General features: G+C 53.2%; 18 protein-coding genes. 7 read left to right on the forward strand and 11 right to left on the reverse strand.

Features of this window, described 5'->3' with window-relative positions; translation table 11 throughout:
• The first annotated feature begins 9 nt into the window (after window positions 1-9).
• The gene (ybiB, locus tag H650_RS21500) at window positions 10-972 is read left to right on the forward strand and encodes a DNA-binding protein YbiB (RefSeq protein ID WP_020457122.1); all 963 of its coding nucleotides are present in this window, start codon (window positions 10-12) and stop codon (window positions 970-972) included.
• Between the two features lie 113 nt (window positions 973-1085).
• Here ybiB and ybiJ read toward each other — a convergent pair whose 3' ends face one another.
• From ybiJ to H650_RS21515, 3 genes are all read right to left on the reverse strand, one after another.
• Complete coding sequence (gene ybiJ, locus H650_RS21505) at window positions 1086-1346, reverse strand: DUF1471 family protein YbiJ (RefSeq protein ID WP_020457123.1); 261 nt, start codon at window positions 1344-1346, stop codon at window positions 1086-1088.
• Window positions 1347-1631: 285 nt separating this feature from the next.
• Complete coding sequence (locus tag H650_RS21510) at window positions 1632-1898, reverse strand: DksA/TraR family C4-type zinc finger protein (RefSeq protein WP_020457124.1); 267 nt, start codon at window positions 1896-1898, stop codon at window positions 1632-1634.
• Window positions 1899-1996: 98 nt separating this feature from the next.
• Complete coding sequence (locus tag H650_RS21515) at window positions 1997-2611, reverse strand: flavin reductase family protein (RefSeq protein WP_020457125.1); 615 nt, start codon at window positions 2609-2611, stop codon at window positions 1997-1999.
• A gap of 98 nt (window positions 2612-2709) precedes the next feature.
• Here H650_RS21515 and rlmF point away from each other — a divergent pair, with 98 nt between their 5' ends.
• Window positions 2710-3645: a 23S rRNA (adenine(1618)-N(6))-methyltransferase RlmF gene (gene rlmF, locus H650_RS21520; RefSeq protein WP_020457126.1), complete on the forward strand. Its 936-nt coding sequence runs from the start codon at window positions 2710-2712 to the stop codon at window positions 3643-3645.
• Here the strand turns inward: rlmF and ybiO are convergent.
• From ybiO to rhtA, 6 genes are all read right to left on the reverse strand, one after another.
• Window positions 3635-5872 (reverse strand): mechanosensitive channel protein, encoded by a 2238-nt coding sequence (ybiO, locus tag H650_RS21525; RefSeq protein WP_020457127.1) that lies wholly within the window; start codon window positions 5870-5872, stop codon window positions 3635-3637. The genes rlmF and ybiO overlap by 11 nt on opposite strands.
• 115 nt (window positions 5873-5987) lie before the next feature.
• Complete coding sequence (gene glnQ, locus H650_RS21530) at window positions 5988-6710, reverse strand: glutamine ABC transporter ATP-binding protein GlnQ (RefSeq protein WP_017456021.1); 723 nt, start codon at window positions 6708-6710, stop codon at window positions 5988-5990.
• Complete coding sequence (gene glnP, locus H650_RS21535) at window positions 6707-7366, reverse strand: glutamine ABC transporter permease GlnP (RefSeq protein ID WP_017456022.1); 660 nt, start codon at window positions 7364-7366, stop codon at window positions 6707-6709. The genes glnQ and glnP overlap by 4 nt, the downstream gene beginning before the upstream one ends.
• An 85-nt stretch (window positions 7367-7451) precedes the next feature.
• Entirely contained in the window at window positions 7452-8198 is a 747-nt protein-coding gene (glnH, locus tag H650_RS21540; protein ID WP_020457128.1) for a glutamine ABC transporter substrate-binding protein GlnH, read from the reverse strand.
• A 361-nt stretch (window positions 8199-8559) separates the two neighbouring features.
• Complete coding sequence (dps, locus tag H650_RS21545; RefSeq protein WP_020457129.1) at window positions 8560-9063, reverse strand: DNA starvation/stationary phase protection protein Dps; 504 nt, start codon at window positions 9061-9063, stop codon at window positions 8560-8562.
• Window positions 9064-9360: 297 nt separating this feature from the next.
• A complete protein-coding gene (gene rhtA, locus H650_RS21550; protein WP_020457130.1) occupies window positions 9361-10248 on the reverse strand; it encodes a threonine/homoserine exporter RhtA in 888 nt (295 codons plus the stop codon).
• 363 nt (window positions 10249-10611) lie between these two features.
• Here rhtA and ompX point away from each other — a divergent pair, with 363 nt between their 5' ends.
• Window positions 10612-11124 (forward strand): outer membrane protein OmpX, encoded by a 513-nt coding sequence (gene ompX, locus H650_RS21555; protein ID WP_020457131.1) that lies wholly within the window; start codon window positions 10612-10614, stop codon window positions 11122-11124.
• A 68-nt stretch (window positions 11125-11192) separates the two neighbouring features.
• Here ompX and H650_RS21560 read toward each other — a convergent pair whose 3' ends face one another.
• Window positions 11193-12782, reverse strand: coding sequence for a phosphoethanolamine transferase (locus H650_RS21560; RefSeq protein ID WP_020457132.1), 1590 nt, complete (start codon window positions 12780-12782; stop codon window positions 11193-11195).
• A gap of 281 nt (window positions 12783-13063) precedes the next feature.
• On the reverse strand, window positions 13064-13195 hold the full coding sequence (mntS, locus tag H650_RS21565; RefSeq protein WP_020457133.1) for a manganase accumulation protein MntS: 132 nt from the start codon (window positions 13193-13195) through the stop codon (window positions 13064-13066).
• 188 nt (window positions 13196-13383) lie between these two features.
• Between mntS and mntR the strand changes: the two genes are divergently transcribed.
• From mntR to H650_RS21585, 4 genes are all read left to right on the forward strand, one after another.
• Window positions 13384-13854, forward strand: coding sequence for a manganese-binding transcriptional regulator MntR (gene mntR / locus H650_RS21570; protein WP_020457134.1), 471 nt, complete (start codon window positions 13384-13386; stop codon window positions 13852-13854).
• Window positions 13851-14960 (forward strand): anion transporter, encoded by a 1110-nt coding sequence (locus H650_RS21575; protein WP_020457135.1) that lies wholly within the window; start codon window positions 13851-13853, stop codon window positions 14958-14960. The genes mntR and H650_RS21575 overlap by 4 nt, the downstream gene beginning before the upstream one ends.
• A 101-nt stretch (window positions 14961-15061) precedes the next feature.
• Window positions 15062-16159 carry an HlyD family secretion protein gene (locus H650_RS21580; RefSeq protein ID WP_020457136.1) on the forward strand — a complete coding sequence of 366 codons (1098 nt, stop codon included), beginning with the start codon at window positions 15062-15064 and terminating at the stop codon, window positions 16157-16159.
• The gene (locus H650_RS21585) at window positions 16156-17727 is read left to right on the forward strand and encodes a DHA2 family efflux MFS transporter permease subunit (RefSeq protein ID WP_020457137.1); all 1572 of its coding nucleotides are present in this window, start codon (window positions 16156-16158) and stop codon (window positions 17725-17727) included. Before H650_RS21580 ends, H650_RS21585 begins: the two co-directional genes overlap by 4 nt.
• Window position 17728 lies beyond the last annotated feature (1 nt).

The raw sequence follows: 17728 nt of genomic DNA on the forward strand, positions 1-17728 counted from the left end.
GGAGTCGCTATGGATTACCGCAAAATCATTAAAGAAATTGGTCGTGGGAAAAACCACGCCCGCGATCTGGATTTCGATACCGCTCGTGGTCTGTACTCGCAGCTGCTGAAGGGTGAAGTGCCGGATCTGGAGATGGGCGGCATTTTGATAGCCCTGCGTATTAAAGGGGAAGGGGAAGCGGAAATGCTCGGCTTTTACGAGGCGATGCAGCAGCACACCCTGAAACTGACGCCGCCGGTCGCAAAGCCGATGCCGATTGTGATCCCCAGCTATAACGGCGCGCGCAAGCAGGCGAACCTGACGCCGCTGCTGGCAATTTTGCTCAACAAACTCGGTTTTCCGGTGGTGGTCCATGGCGTTACTGAAGATCCGACGCGCGTGGTGACGGAGAGCATTTTCAAACTGCTGGGGATCGATGCCACGCTGCATGCCGGCCAGGCGCAGGCGAAGCTGGAGGGGCATCACCCGGTCTATATTCCAGTGAGCGCACTCTGCCCGCCGCTGGAAAAACAGCTGGCGATGCGCTGGCGGATGGGCGTGCGTAACAGCGCGCACACGCTGGCGAAGCTGGCAACGCCGTTTGAAAAAGACGCTGCGCTGCGTTTATCCAGCGTTTCGCACCCGGAATACATCACGCGGGTGGGGAAATTCTTTGCTGATATTAGTGGTCGCGGGCTGTTGATGCATGGCACGGAAGGGGAAGTTTATGCCAACCCGCAACGGTGCCCGCAAATCAACCTGATTGATGCGCAGGGCGAACGCGTGCTTTATGCCCGTGATGATGCGGTAGCGCCGGTAAGTGACGGTGCTGCGAAAGATGCGGAAAGCACTGCGCGCTGGACGGAGCGCTGCCTTGCGGGAAGTGAAGCGGTGCCGGAGTCGCTCAAAATTCAGCTTGCCTGCTGCCTGGTGGCGACGGGTGAAGTGGCGACGCTGGAAGAGGGGCTGGCGCGGGTTGCGCAAAACTTCTGATAAAAAAAGCCCGTCACATTTCTGGACGGGCAAAACAGGGTAACAACAGGGTTAATGAGGGTGGAGCACCCAGGCAGAGGGTTAATGTGCCGGGGGTAAAACACGGTTTTCGGTTATTTGTAGATAACCGCGGTGCCGCTCAGTTTGTTATTGCCTGTCGCGGACGTGATGCTGTAGCCCGTGGCGCCAGCGGCTTGTGCTTTCTCGGCCAGTTTGGCTTCCAGACCGTCCAGCGTGGTCGCGCCTTCAGCGGAAACAACACCGATTTTATTCAGATTCTCTGCCTGAGCAGTGGTGACTGGTTGTGCCGCGAAAGCACCGAAAGAGAGGGTAGACAGCGCGATAGCAGCAACAGCATATTTAATGGTTTTCATAGTTAATCTCTCGCAGGTTATTCTGTTTGGGGGACAATGTTCCGTCGATGTGATGAGTATCACGGTTTTTGGCGGGAGATAAAACCGAAGAGAATTGACGGCCTTATTCTAAAAAATTGAATAAAGGTTAATTTATTGAATTTAAATCGATTTAAGGATGCAAATAACGCATTTTTCCGCCGCCCGGACTGGCATCCATTTTGGCGGCACATTTTGCTACGTTCAGGGCGGGATTTTATGGATGTAAAGGCAACCGCTTGCGCGGGTTACACACGTCAGGAAAGGTCAACGTAGCTGGCTATCTTTCGAACCTCTGCGATTATATCCTGAAAATGTAGAGTTATGTAAATCTTTCTCCTGCTGACAGGTGATGCACAAGCGTACCCCGGGAATCGCTTTACGCCGTGCTTCCGGAATTGGCTCACCGCACTCTTCGCAAACCTTTAAACTTTCGCCGGATGGTAAACCGCTGCGCGCACGCGCGACGGCATCATCAATGGTGCTGTCGATTTGCTGCTGAACTGCGCCATCATTTGCCCAACCTGAAGCCATAATGTGTTCTCCCGGGCTAAAACCATAATTATAGCAAACTGCCCGGGGGCGCTGATGTCGGGCCGGGCGAACGGTAAAATCGTTGCCCGGCGAAGAGGCTAGCGGTTATCCGGGCGCGTCAAATCGAAACGCTGCGCTTCGCTAATGCCGTAGTAGGCTGAAGGGCCACCCGCACGCAGCACCGGCTCTGCTTTTGCCGTCTGGTAGATGCCGTTTTCTAGCAATGTCTCATCAATATGCACGGCAACCACTTCACCGAGCACCAGCCAGCTATCAACCGGCGTCCCGTCTGCGGTGGTCAGTTGAATACACTGCGAGAGGCGGCATTCGAAGTTGACCGGGCTTTCCGCCACGCGTGGCGTTTTGATGACCCGGCTGGCTGCGGGCGTCAGACCCGCACGGGCAAACTCATCTTCGCCGTGTGGTAACGAAGCGGACGTTTCATTCATGGGTACGGCCAGTGCGCGTGTTGTCAGATTCCACACGAATTCTTTGGTTTCCGTAATATTACGTACGCTGTCTTTCCAGCCGCTGCTGGCGAAGCCGATAATCGGCGGGCGATAATTAAAGCAGTTAAAAAAACTATATGGGGCGAGGTTCCGTCGGCCTTGCCCATCCAGCGAGGCGATCCAGCCGATGGGGCGCGGGCCAATAATGGCATTCAGGGGATCATGGGGTAGACCATGACCTTTTGCAGGTTCATAAAAATACATAGCGCTTTCCGGTCGTTAAAAAACAGATTCTTCAGCCTCACTTATTTACCCGACCATCGTCAACGGGTATCTTACGCCGCTGCTAACAGGAGAATGCCATGAATGCCCAGAAGCCGGGTCTGCACCCGCGTAACCGCCACCACAGCCGCTACGATCTCGACGCGCTGTGCGCCGTGAACCCGTCACTGCGCGCGTTTCTTACCACGAACCCGAACGGTGAGACGACCATCAATTTTGCCGATCCGCAGGCAGTTAAAGCCCTGAACAAAGCGCTGCTGGCAAAATTCTATGGCGTGCGCGAATGGGATATTCCGGACGGTTTCCTCTGCCCGCCAGTGCCGGGGCGTGCGGATTACGTTCACCATCTGGCGGATGTGCTGGCGGAAAGCAACGACGGCAAGGTGCCGACGCAGGCCAGCGTGCTGGATATTGGCACTGGTGCCAACTGCATCTATCCGCTGATTGGCGCGCATGAATACGGCTGGCGTTTTACCGGCAGCGAAGTTAACGATCAGGCCTTTGCCAGCGCACAGGCGATCATCAATGCCAACCCTGGGTTGAGCCGTGCGGTACGGTTGCGTCGACAGAAAGATCCGGCGTCTGTTCTCACTGGTATTATTCATAAAAATGAGCAGTACGATGCGGTTCTCTGCAACCCACCGTTTCATGATTCCGCGCAAAGCGCGCAGGCTGGCAGTGAGCGCAAGCGTCGCAATCTGGGCCAGTCGGTTAACGATGCGGCCAACTTTGGTGGCCAGCAGCAGGAGTTGTGGTGCGAAGGCGGCGAAGTGGCTTTTATCAGCAAGATGATTGCTGAAAGCCAACAGTTTGCGCGCCAGGTGTTGTGGTTTACCTCGCTGGTGTCTCGCGGCGATAACCTGCCCGAGCTGTATCGTGCCTTGACCCAGGCTGGCGCAGTGAAAGTGATGAAAAAAGAGATGGCGCAGGGCCAGAAGCAGAGCCGTTTTATCGCCTGGACGTTTCTCGATGAGGCCCAGCGTAAACGCTGGGCGCAGACGCGTTTCAAAGTGTAGGTTCTGCCGGCGGTGGCGGGCTGGCGGGTGACGCTGGCTGTGCTGCGCTTTCCGGCGCCGGTAACATCTGATATGTCTGCACCGGCGGGCGCACGCCCGCACGGTCGAAATGCTTTTTCACCATCGTGTCGAGGGCAAAACGCACTGTCCACTGTTTCAGCGGCAGGGTCGTGCAGGTGACGCGAAGCGTGAATGCCGTGTTGGTTAGTCCGACCAGCCCGGCAAAAGACGGTTCGCCGATAATCAAGCCGCGGATCTCCTCCTGCTCCATCAGTTCTGCCACGGCATCTTTTAACGCCTGATTCGCTTTATCGGTATCCTCCTGGCGATTCACATCGTAATTCGCCACCACCGAGCCAATGCCGCGCACAAAATTGGCGAAAGTGGTGATCGATGACCACGGAATAATGTGGTACGCACCAGTATCCTGACGTACGCCAACGGAGCGAATCGACATTCGCTCTACGGTGCCGGTCAGCGGGCCGATAGTGACCAAATCCCCGGTGTTCATGCCGTTTTCAAACTGGATAAAAATGCCGGTGATAATATCTTTCACCAGCGTTTGCGAGCCAAACGAGATAGCCAACCCGAGCGCCCCGGCCCCGGCCAGCAATGGCGCGATGTTGACGCCAATTTCCGACAGCACAATCATCACCGTTATGGTACTTATCACCACTGCCAGCGCATTGCGAAACAGCGTCAGCAGTGTGCGGGTGCGCGCGCTTGGCAGCGGGCGACCGTGAATATCCGACGCCAGCCGGTTTTCAATAATACTGGCAAGCAGGGTCCAGCCCACGGCGGAGAAGAACAGGATCAAAGCAATACGGATGAGGATATCGACGGTTTTCTCCCCCGCACCGTAATTCAGCCAGTGCCAGACATCAAACAGCCCCCAGGCGTTCAGCAGCAGCATGATCGTTGCGCAAACCACCAGAATCCGTGCGGCTTTTAACGACGCGGAGAGCCAGCCATTGAGCCGTTTTTGCAGCTCGGGATAGTTGCGCTGTACCTGTGGCGACAGGGTGATGGTCTTATTCAACCAGCGCGACAATACGCCAGAAAGAAACGCGGCAATGCTCAGAATCGCCAGGCTATTGACCGTGGCACCCATCATGAATTTCAGGCTGTTACCGGGATCAAACAGCGAAAAGAAAAACAACACAATAAAGTAAGCGCTGGCGAGCCAGTGCCAGATCAACGCAAACGCGCGGATAAACAAGCTAAAAAAGGCCAGCGAGTGATCCGCCAGCACAATTAAGTTGTGCTGAATTTGCCGCTTATTATGAAAAATAAGGTACAGCGCCCATACGGTAATGCAGAGCATGATCACCACATTCGCCAGCGCGCCAAACTGCACGTTTACCTGATTGGAAATAATCGGCACGGCAACCAGCAAACCATAGCCAATCAGGCTGCTCAGCGCACTCAGACGCATATGCCAGTAGCGGGCGGTTTCATCGGTAATGCGAAATGGGCGCAGATCGGCAATACGCGGGCAGAAAATCAGCCGCAAAATCGCTTTAAAAAACTCAATCAGCGCAAAGGCGTTCAGGAACAGGCTTTGTTGAAAGGCAATGGTGCTGTTGCCTGCGTTAAGGTTCGCGCTAAGCAACTGACCGACAAATATTGTTAACGCCAGCAGCATCAGGTCGATAATAAACGCGCCGATAATCATTGAGGGCAGTTGCAACCAGTTACTGCGGTCGCGGTTTTTACGCCGTCCCCAGGCGCCCATTTTGCGATACAGCGGGGATACCGCTAAACGAACAAGAAACCAGAAAGCAAAAACCAGCGCGGCCAGTAGCAGGAAGTGACTGGCGGCGTTGCTGAAGGTCTGCGGGTTAAAGGCTTTGTGGGGCGAACCGGTGATATTGCGATACAGCTGAGCAAAACGGGATGCCAGTGCATTGCCATAATGTTCACTCACCTCGGTTACGTTTTCCAGCACCGTTTTTTGCTCTTTCACCTCGGGCGGGGTGAGTTCCGGCACGGGTTCTTGTGCTGGCGCGGTGGCAACTTTGCGTAGCTGATCGATCAGTTCCTTGCGCGACTCATCGTTTTCCAGCACGTCCGCAAGTGCGGCATAAGCGGCCTTTTTCTGCTCGACATTGGGCTCACTCGTTTGCGTGGAAGGCGCAGGCGTGGTTGTCGCAGAGGTAATGCCGGGTATCGTCGCAGCCTGTAACGGCGCGCACCACAACCCAATCAATAGCAGGATCCACGGCATGTGCTCCTCCGGTGAGAAAGTCCAGCAAAATGATAAGTATAGATGCCGTACCGCGGCCGCGATGAATTGAGAAGAATCTGGGGGAGTGCCCCTCCGCAAGGAGGGGCGGGGTAAATCAGGATACGTGTTGCAGGAATTCCTGCAGGCGCTGGCTCGGCGGGTTTTCGATCAACTGCTGAGGGTTGCCATCTTCGGCAATGCGGCCTTTATCGATGAAAATCAGGCGTGAGGCCACTTTTTCGGCGAAGCCGATTTCGTGGGTCACGATCACCATAGTCATGCCTTCTTCGGCCAGATCCTGCATCACTTTCAGCACTTCGTGACGCAGTTCCGGGTCGAGTGCAGAGGTTGGCTCATCAAACAGCATCATTTTCGGTTTGACTGCCAGCGCGCGGGCAATCGCCACACGCTGCTGCTGACCACCGGAAAGCTCAGACGGATAGTGGTGACCTCGCTCGGCGAGACCGACTTTCGCCAGCAGATCTTTCGCCAGTTTTTCTGCGTCTTCTTTCTTTGCGCCGCGTACACGAATCGGGCCAAACATGACGTTTTCCAGCGCGGTCAGGTGCGGGAACAGATAAAACTGCTGGAACACCATGCCCGCTTCCTGGCGGATCAGGCGCTCGTCCACTTTTGGATCGTTAACTTTCAGACCATCGACAATCAGATCGCCGCTGGTGATCTCTTCCAGTTTGTTAATGCAGCGCAGCAGCGTCGATTTCCCGGAGCCCGACGGCCCGATAATCACCACCACTTCACCCTGAGTAATATTCAGATCGATATTGTGCAGCACCTGGGTTTGACCGAAGTGCTTGGAAACGTTTTTAAATTCAATCACAGGATTTTCATCCTTTTTTCAAGACGGCGGAGCACGATGTTCAGCGCCTGGGTAATGATCAGATAAATCACCCCAACGGCGGTCCAGATTTCCAGCGCGCGGAAGTTACCGGCAATGATTTCCTGGCCCTGACGGGTTAATTCGGCTGCGCCGATAACAATAAACAGCGACGTATCTTTGATGCTGATGATCAACTGGTTACCCAGCGGCGGCAGCATGCGACGCAGCGCCAGCGGCATGATCACATGGCGGATAGTTTCAACGCGGGAAAGCCCCAGCGCCTGGCCCGCTTCGCTGAACCCTTTATGGATGGACAGCACGGAGCCGCGGGTGATTTCGGCGATATAAGCCCCGGAGTTGATCATGATGGTGATCACCGCGGCGCTGAAGGTGTCAATACGAATATCGGGAAAGGCCATTGGCAAGGCGAAGTAAATGTACATCACCTGAACGACGATTGGCGTACCGCGAATAACTTCGATGAATACCAGTGCGATGTGGTTAGAAATCCAGCCGCCATAGGTACGGGCTAAACCGGCCAGCAGGCCGATAACGATACCGCCAGCCAGACCAAGGATTGAGATCCATAAGGTCATTTTGGCCCCGTCAAGCAAAAGCGGAATGGCGGGCCAGATGGCGCTCCAGTCAAACTGCATGATGTGTTCCTGTATACCGTGGTTTTAACAAAAAGCATCGGAGGCGAAAGCCGCCTCCGAGGTGTAACACTTTATTTTTTAATAATTATTTAGGTTCGGTGCCGAACCATTTTTTGTAGATTTCGTTGTAAGTGCCGTTGTCGTGCAACGTTTTCAGCGCACCGTTCACTTTCTCGCGCAGTTCATCGCTGCCTTTCGGGAAAGCAATACCGTACTGCTGCGCTTCCAGAGAGTCGCCGACAGCTTTGAACTGACCGTTGCCAGCAGTTTTGATGAAGTACAGGATGTTCGGCGTGTCGTGCAGTACAGCGTCAGCGCGGCCAGTGCCCAGTTCCATATACGCGTTATCGATGTTCGGGAACTGACGCAGGTCTTTGGTCTTGATGTTCGCTTTCGCGTAGTCAACGGAACCGGTGCCGCTCTTCACTGCCAGCACTTTACCATCGAGGTCTTTCACGCTTTTCACGTCGTTGTTGTTGGCTTTCACCATCACCAGCAGGCCGCTTTTGTAGTAGCCGTCAGAGAAATCGATGGCTTTTTTACGTTCTTCCGTAATGGTGATACCCGCCAGCGCCAGATCGATGTTTTTGGTTTGCAGCGCAGGAATGATGCCGCTGAAGTCCATCGGTTTCAGTTCGTAATCCAGTTTCAGTTCTTTGGCGATCGCTGCCCACAGATCCACGTCGAAACCAACATATTGGTTACCTTGTTTGAATTCGAAAGGAACGAACGCAGTGTCGGTGGCGACAACCAGTTTTTTATCAGCAGCCTGAGAAGAGACGGCAAAAGCGAGAGCGAGTGCAGCCAGGGAAAATTTCAATACAGACTTCATAGTTTTTCCTTTTGTATCCGGGGAACGAACCCCTGCGAGAATGAACGCAGTATGAAAAAATCATGCCAGGTTTACAACCTATTGTTTTGTAAAGGCGAACCTTTACCCGGTTGCACAATAAGTGTAGCAATAATAGCCGTGTGCACCATTTTGAGTCACTGTTTTGGTGCATTCTGGCAGCGTGGCCTGTTTTGCTTTTTTTTAGCGCAGATCGTGGGGTGAAAACAATCAGTTATTAACAGTTTTGTGATGGGATAATTACGAAGTGATAACTTTGTGGGCGTAAAGGGGCAATAACATGCACTGTAATAGTGCAAAACCCTGCGCGTGAGGCGCAGGGCATATAGGCAAAACTTATGGTTTACTCAATGTTGGATTCGATGAACCACAAGAATTTATCCAGGTCGCGGGAAGCGGCGGTGAAGATATCAGCGGTATCTTCGTCTTTCGCTTCGCCAATGGCGTTACGCACATCGTTGGCAACTACTGCGTAACGATCGGCCAGTTCTTTGAGGTGATCCTGCACGCTATGGATATCCAGCGGGTAGCTTTTCAGCGCGGTCTTGCTGTTAATCACCTGTGTGGTGCCCAGTGCGACACCGCCCAGCTGTACGGCGCGTTCTGCCATGGTATCAAGGTGGGTTACCAGCGCAGTACGGAAGCCATCCAGCATTTCATGTACGGCAATGAAGTTAGCACCGCGCATATTCCAGTGGGCCTGTTTAGTGATCAGAGACAGGTCAATGAACTGGATCACCTGGCGATTCAGCAGCTCGATGGTCGCTTTTTTATCGCTATCCGATACATCGTTGCGGGTATAAAGCAGATTAGACGCTTTCGTTTTAACCAGTTTAGCGGTACTCATAATCTCATATCCTCTTGATGTTTGTGTCCCAGGAAATTACCGAAACTAAGTATAGCACCAGATTTTCGCTGACAGTCTTGGCTGTACCTATCAGTTCGATAGCGAATATAAAATATAGGAAAGGATTTCAGAATGACGCAACTAATTAAATGAAATGTAAGATAATTCTAATAACTTATTATTTCTAAAATGCGAATGATTCTATTTAATGCAGAATGCAGGGAAAAGTAAGAAATAATGTCTGCGGCGGGATTGGATATTTGGCATAAGAAGGATCTCATGCCAAATAATAGTTATTTAGCCGATATCAATTTTTTTGACTGTCGCTTCCCGACGCAGCGTGAGTGTCGAGCCCATCGACGCAATAATAATCGCCGCCAGCGCCAGCGCTTGCTGGAATGTTAGCGTTTCACCGAGGAAAATCATGCCGGAAATTGCCGCCATCGCCGGTTCCATACTCATCAATGTGCCGAATGTGCGAGTCGGTAAGCGCGTCAGGGCGATCATTTCCAGCGAGTAAGGCAGGGCGGTGGATAAAATCGCCACGGCGATCCCCAACGGCAGAACAGACCAGTGCCACAGCACTTCACCCGCCTGGAATGCGCCAAGCGGCACAAAAATCACCGCCGCAATTAATGAACCCAGCGCCACTGTCGCCGGGCCATGCTCTTCCCCGGCGCGCTGACCGGAAAGAATATAGATTGCCCAGCAAGCGCCGGCACCAAGGGCGAACGCCGCGCCAGTAAGGTCAACATGTGACACATTTTCGCCCAGTGGCAGCAGATACCAGAGGCCAAGTACCGCGAGGATCACCCAGATGAAATCCACCGGGCGGCGTGAGGCAAAAAGCGCCACCGCCAGCGGGCCGGTAAATTCCAGCGCCACCGCAACGCCGAGCGGTATCGTCTGGATTGATAAATAGAACATATAGTTCATGGCGCCGAGCGACAGGCCGTAAAACAGTAGCGGCAGGCGTTGTTCACGGGTAAAACGTAAACGCCATGGCTTAAACACCACGACCAAAATAATAGTGCCAAGTGCGAGACGCAGCGCGGTGACGCCCGGTGCGCCAACTAGCGGGAAGAGTGATTTCGCCAGCGACGCGCCTCCCTGAATGGACATCATCGCCACAAGCAATATGAGCACCGGCAACCAAACCGGTAATTTACGAGACTGCGCAGGCATCCTTTCTCCCGTCAATTTCTGTCAAATAAAGTAAAAGAGGCAGTCTACTTGAATTACCCCCGGCTGGTTGAGCGTTTGTTGAAAAAAAGTAACTGAAAAATCCGTAGAATAGCTCCCCTCTGATGGTTAATTAACCTATCCAATTAAGAATTATCTGGATGAATGTGCCATTAAATGCGCAGCATAATGGTGCGTTGTGCGGGAAAAGTGCTTTTTTTTGAAAGGGTTGGTCAGTAACGGAAACTTTCTGTTACATCAAATGGCGCTTTAGACCCCAATTCCCGCAAAGAGTTTCTTAACTAATTTTGATATATTTAAATGCGTAGGACGTAGGATTTACTTGAAGCACATTTGAGGTGGATTATGAAAAAAATTGCATGTCTTTCAGCACTGGCCGCACTTCTGGCGGTTTCTGCAGGTTCCGCAGTAGCAGCTACTTCAACCGTAACTGGCGGTTACGCTCAGAGCGACGCTCAGGGTATTGCTAACAAAACTAACGGTTTCAACCTGAAATATCGCTACGAGCAGGACAACAACCCGCTGGGTGTTATCGGTTCCTTTACTTACACTGAAAAAGATCGCACCGAAAGCAGCGTTTATAACAAAGCGCAATACTATGGCATCACCGCAGGTCCGGCTTACCGCATCAACGACTGGGCGAGCATCTACGGTGTTGTGGGTGTAGGTTACGGTAAATTCCAGCAGACTGTAGACACCGCTAAAGTGTCTGATACCAGCGACTACGGTTTCTCTTACGGTGCTGGTCTGCAGTTCAACCCGATGGAAAACGTTGCTCTGGACTTCTCCTACGAGCAGAGCCGCATTCGTAACGTAGACGTTGGCACCTGGATTGCCGGCGTTGGTTACCGCTTCTAATCGCTTCGGCGATAATAAAAAATCCGCCCACTGGGCGGATTTTTTTTATCTGCAATCTGCTTCAGAAATTACCGCTTACTGCGCGTATCGAAGAGATCCGTGCCGAGATGGTTATAGTCAACTTTCTGTAACTTAAAGTTGGTAATGTACGCTGGCCCGGCTTTTTGCTCGGACATAAAACGGTAAGGATTTTTAATCTGCTCTGCGCTGATCCCCGTCCACTGCGAAAAGAAACTCAAAAAGTCGTTCGCTGAACGGCGCGCTTTAATTACCCGATGTTTGGTATCGTCGCTGGAAAGCACCATAAATGGCACCTGGAAGTCCTGCTGAAAAGTATCGGCGTGCGCCAGGTACTGCACCTCTTTTCCGCGTTCTTTAATCGCCAGTCCGTGATCCGAGAAGTAAACCATCGAAAAACTTTCGCCGGTATTAACCAGTTGCGAATACATTTTCCCGAGGAAATCATCGGTCTGCGTGATGGAATAGAGGTAGCAGGAAGTCTCTTTTGACTGCACAAACTCATTGTACTTGCCGCCGGTGCGATCGCAGGCCTGCGGGTGCGAGCCCATCAAATGCAGCACAATCAGCTGCGGCTGGGTACGTTTTGTGCTCAGGACCTGATTGGTCAGTTTTAACAGATCTTCGTCGCGGGTGTTTTTATCTGCTTCGAAGTCACCACGTTTCAAAAACTGCACTTCATCGGCACGCTTAGCGATACTGGCGATGGCGGTGTCGTACTCGCCAATTTGCCCCTGATTAGAAAACCACCAGGTCTGGAAACCGGCACGGTTCGCCAGCGTGACAAAATTATCCTGATACTGCGGTTTGTCATCCACCACGCGGTTTAACGTCAGACCAAGGGATTTTTGTGTTGAACCGCTCGCGGAGATGTAATCCGTAAACAGCGTGCCGTTCACCTGGCTGGCAAACGGAGTGTTATTCCAGTGGCCGCCAAAGGCGCCCAGCGCGTCACGACGTGCGCTTTCGCCAATCACTACCACGTAAGTATGGTATTTCGGTTTTACCGCCAGCACAGTCCAGGTGTCTTTCACACTCGCGAGCGCGGCCATATTTTTCTGTTCTTCTTTAACAACATAGTAGTTGAACGCCACATCGCGCACGAAACGCAACACCGGAACACCGGTATCAATGATCCTGAATTCGTAACCTTTGAAATGGTTTTGCACCGGGCCAATAAAATAAGACGCGATGCACACAATCGTGCCCAGCGTGTCCCATTTCAGCCACGGCGTGGATCGCACGATTATCCGACGGCGCAGCGAAATAACGCCCAGCGCAAAAATGAATACGCCGATAGCGTAGTGATACCACGGGAAGATAGTCAGAATTTCCGTCGACTCTTCCATATTGGTCGACAGCAGCGCCAGCAGCGTGTTGAAGTTTGGTGCGCCATATGCCCGACCAAAGGGGAAATAACAGGCGGCAACCAGCGAGATAATCCCGATAACGGTTTTCTGCGCGCGAGGCGCATGACGCCAGAGGATCAGTAGCGCGCAGGTTAAAAGAACCGCATACATCACGCTAAATTCATAACCCAGAGCGAAGTTAATCAACATCGATTGTAAAAAGTAGAAACCCGTCCACGGGTTGAGCGTCTGGCTGCGAAAGGCAACGGATTCTTTAAGGATTAAGCTCATAGATTACTGTCATGAAAACGCCATGTGCTCACCCTGGCGTTAAGGGTCAAAACCTGCCGGACAGTGCGTGTGAAGAGGGGAGGGGGTCCGCATCTGCGAGCCGCAATTTGTGCAGGGCAGCGCAAAGATAGAGCGAGGCGCGTCGAAGGTCAACAGGGGCTAAGCGGTTGTTTTGAGAGAATGATTGCAAATCCAGCAAAAATACGCTGATTTTTAGACGAATTGGCCAGTATGACGGGGGATTGTGACAGAAAAATGAAGCGGCGTACCGCGACGCCGCATTAGTGAGAAGGTTTGTCGGAGCCCTGCTGAGGTTTGCCGGTAATGATATCGGACAACATATTCAGCAGCATTAAACGGACTTTAAAGGGAGAGTGACTAAACACGCGCATACACCTCTTGAACTCATTCATCGTTACCTCCTGCCATTTTCATGCCCTTCGTTCCATGAAGGGTGAACGCATTACATACAGATATAGCACAGGCTATGTTCTATAGCTATGGCTAAGACGTTAATTTTTTGTGCTGATTCACGGATGGTTTACAATGGCGCTTCTCTTATATGATGCTGCACAGGTGTCACACCTTCAGAGGAAGCACAATGAACCGTCGCGCAGGTAAGCAAACAATAAAAAAAGTGACGCTGGTAAATGTAGAAGAGCACGTTGAAGGCTTTCGTCAGGTGCGCGAAGCACATCGTCGCGAACTGATTGATGACTATGTTGAACTGATTTCGGATTTGATCCGCGAAGTAGGCGAAGCCCGCCAGGTGGATATGGCCGCCCGCCTTGGTGTTTCTCAACCGACGGTTGCGAAAATGTTAAAAAGACTGGCAACGGTGGGCTTGATTGAACAGATTCCCTGGCGCGGCGTTTTTTTGACTGCGGAAGGTGAGAGGCTGGCGCAGGAGAGCCGCGAGCGTCACCAAATTGTGGAAAGCTTCTTATTGGTACTGGGTGTCAGTCCTGAAATCGCGCGACGCGACGCCGAAGGTATGGAACATCACGTCAGCGAGGAAACGCTGGAGTGTTTCCGTCGCTTCACCCTGCAACATGAGCAACCTCCTGAATGAGTATGCCGTTCTTCCGCGCCCTGGCGCGCGACCGTTTCCTGCATCTGTTACTGCTTATTGGTTTTGCATTGTGCTTTTTTGCCCCGTTTGCGCCGAAAACCTGGCCGGGTGCGATCGACTGGCACACCATTATTACCCTCAGCGGCCTGATGCTGCTGACCAAAGGGGTTGAGCTGAGCGGTTATTTTGATGTGATTGGGCGGCGTATGGTGCGTCGTTTTCATCATCAGCGTCGGCTGGCGATGTTTATGGTGCTGGCTGCAGCGCTCCTCTCCACCTTTCTCACCAATGATGTGGCGCTGTTTATTGTGGTACCGCTGACCATCACGCTGAAGAAACTGTGCGAAATCCCGGTTAACCGGCTGATCATTTTTGAAGCGCTGGCGGTAAATGCCGGGTCGTTATTAACGCCTATCGGAAACCCACAAAACATTCTTATCTGGGGACGCTCTGGCCTCTCTTTCCTGGCGTTCATCTGGCAGATGGCGCCGCTGGCGCTGGCAATGATGGTTACGCTCTTGGTGTTGTGCTGGTTCTGTTTTCCGAAAAAGGCGCTTAACTACCATAGCGGCGTACAAACGCCGGACTGGCAACCCCGTCTGGTGTGGAGCTGCCTGGGTTTCTACTTAATCTTTATTACCGCGCTGGAGTTGAAACAGGAGTTGTGGGGGCTGGCAATTGTCGCCATCGGGTTCTTGCTACTGGCGCGGCGGGTAGTGCTGAGTGTGGACTGGACGCTGCTGCTGGTGTTTATCGCCATGTTTATTGATGTCCACCTGCTTATTCAGTTGCCTGCGCTGCACGCGGTGCTGAACAGTGCCAGCCAGTTGTCACCTCCAGGGGTGTGGTTGACGGCCATTGGTCTGTCGCAATTTATCAGTAATGTGCCCGCGACCATTTTGCTGCTCAATTATGTACCGCCGGATACGCTGCTGGCCTGGGCGGTGAATGTTGGCGGCTTTGGTTTGCTGCCCGGTTCGCTGGCCAATCTTATCGCGCTGCGTATGGCAAACGATCGCCGCATCTGGTGGCGCTTTCATCTTTATTCCATGCCGATGCTGCTGTGGGCGGCGCTGGTGGGATACGGATTACTCTTATTCAGATAGTGCTGATTTGTCAGTTTATCCTGGCAAATGTATAGCAACCGCCTAACTTTAGTTAACGGCGCATCCCTGGCGCCGTTACCTGACAGGACTGTTGCGAAACTATGGCAGAAAACACAACGCATCCTGACGATGTTCAGGACGATAACAACCAAAACCCACGTAAACGCCCCGGAAAGAAGCCACTGATTGTCCTCGCCATTGTTGTCGGCGTGATGGTGATCGTTGCGCTGGTGTGGTGGTTTTTAACCCGTAATGAAGAGACCACAGACGACGCCTTTACCGATGGCGACGCGGTGACGATCGCGCCGAAAGTGGCCGGTTACGTCACCGAGTTGCGGGTGAAAGATAACCAGCGCGTCAAGAAAGGGGATTTGCTGGTCACGATTGACCCGCGCGATGCCACCGCGCAGCGCGATCAGGCGCAAGCGCAACTGGGGCTGGCAATCGCACAGCTTCACCAGGCGCAGGCGCAACTGGACTTATCAAAAGTGCAGTATCCCGCTCAGCGTGACGAAGCGCGCGCACAGGTGCTGAAAGCAAAAGCAGACCTGGCGAATGCCGAAGCCGCTTATCGCCGTCAGCGTGGTGTCGATCCTCGCGCCACCACACAACAAAATATTGACAGCGCCAATGCCCAGTTGCGTAGCGCGCAGGCACAACTTGCCAGCGCGCAGGCACAGCTGGAAGTTGCCGACCAGGTGCAGTTGCAAATCCGCCAGCAGGAAACCAATGTCGAAGCGCGCCAGCAGCAAGTGGCGCAGGCAAAAGCGCAGCTGGAAACCGCGAATCTGAATTTATCCTGGACGGAGGTTCGTGCCCCGTTCGATGGCTTTATCACCAAACGCAATGTGCAAAACGGTACATTAGTGCAGGCGGGCACCGCGTTGTTTTCCCTGGTCTCACCGGATGTGTGGGTGGTAGCGAACTTTAAAGAGTCGCAGCTGGAGCGGATGCGCCCGGGAAATAAAGTCAGCGTCAAAGTGGATGCGTGGCCGGATCTGGAGCTGGAAGGACATATCGATAGCATCCAGCAGGGCAGCGGGTCGAAGTTCGCCGCTTTCCCTTCAGAAAATGCGACCGGCAACTTTGTCAAAATCGTTCAGCGCGTGCCGGTGAAAATCGTCATCGATAAAGGCCTGGATCCCAACAAACCGTTGCCGTTAGGCCTTTCCGTTGAACCGAAGGTGACGCTGGAATGACGGATCACAGCCACGAGAACTGGAAACCCGCCAGTAACCCGTGGGCGGTGGCGTGGGTCGTCACCCTCGCGGTGTTTATGGAGATCCTCGATACCACGATTGTCAACGTGGCGCTGCCGCACGTCGCCGGGTCGCTCTCCGCCAGTTACGACGAATCAACCTGGGTGCTGACCAGCTACCTGGTGGCGAACGGGATCGTCCTGCCGATCTCCGCTTTTCTCAGCCGCACCTTTGGGCGCAAGCAGTTTTTCCTGATCTGCATTGTGATGTTTACCGTCTGTTCGTTTCTGTGCGGAATTGCCACCGAACTGTGGCAAATCATCCTGTTTCGTATTTTGCAGGGCTTTTTTGGCGGCGGTTTGCAACCCACGCAGCAATCGGTGTTGCTGGATTACTTCAAGCCGGAAGATCGCGGCAAAGCCTTTGGTTTGTCGTCTATCGCCATTATTGTCGCCCCGGTGCTGGGGCCAACGCTGGGCGGCTGGATAACCGATAACTACTCCTGGCGCTGGGTCTTTTTTATCAATATCCCGGTGGGCATTATCACGGTTCTGGCGATTTACCAGCTGCTGGAAGATCCGCCCTGGGAGCGCAAATCGAAGCAGAAATTGTCCATCGACTGGCCGGGCATTGGCCTGATTGCGCTGGGGCTGGGCTGTCTGCAGGTGATGCTCGATCGTGGTGAAGATGAAGACTGGTTCAACTCCGATTTCACCCGTATTTTCGCCGTTCTCACCGCAATTGGTATTGTCGGGGCTATTTACTGGCTGCTGTATGCCAAAAAGCCGGTGGTAGACTTGCGCTGCATGGCGGACAAGAACTTTACGGTTTCCAGCTTGCTGATGGCCGGCATGGCGATGATCCTCTATGGCAGTTCGGTGGTGATCCCGCAACTGGCGCAGCAGGATCTGGGCTACACCGCCACGTGGTCCGGGCTGGTGCTGTCGCCCGGCGCAGTGTTGATTGTGCTGACCATTCCGCTGGTGTTGAAACTGATGCCGGTGGTGCAGACGCGCTGGATAATCGCCTTCGGCTTTTTCTGCCTGGCCGCCTCATTCTGGTGGTCGCGTACGCTGGCGCCGGATATCGACTTTGAAACGCTGATGCTGTTTCGCAGCGCCCAGTCGATTGGGCTGGGTTTCCTGTTCGTCCCGTTGACGACCATCGCCTTTATCTCGATCCCGCGCCAGCTTAATGCCGATGCGGCAGCGCTGTTTACCATGTTCCGTAACGTGGCGGGATCGGTTGGTATTTCGCTCTCGACGGCGGCGATCACCGAGCGCTCGCAGGCGCATATGTCGCACTTATCAGAGCATACCTCTCCCTTTAATGAGCAATTTCAGCAGGCTTTACGTGAATCCGCGGAGGCGATCCGTAACTTCACCAGCCTGGTCGGCGATCCGCTGACCAGCGCTACCGGGCAGATGTACAAAGCGATGATCGCCCAGTCGCGTTTTCTTGCCTATATCGACGTGTTCACCATCCTCAGTTTGGTGGCGTTATTGCTGATTCCTTTTTGTTTATTGCTTTCGCCGATCAAAAGCGAAGGCAGCGCAGGAGCACATTAAT

The sequence above is a fragment of the Enterobacter sp. R4-368 genome, assembly GCF_000410515.1.
Lineage (GTDB): Bacteria > Pseudomonadota > Gammaproteobacteria > Enterobacterales > Enterobacteriaceae > Kosakonia.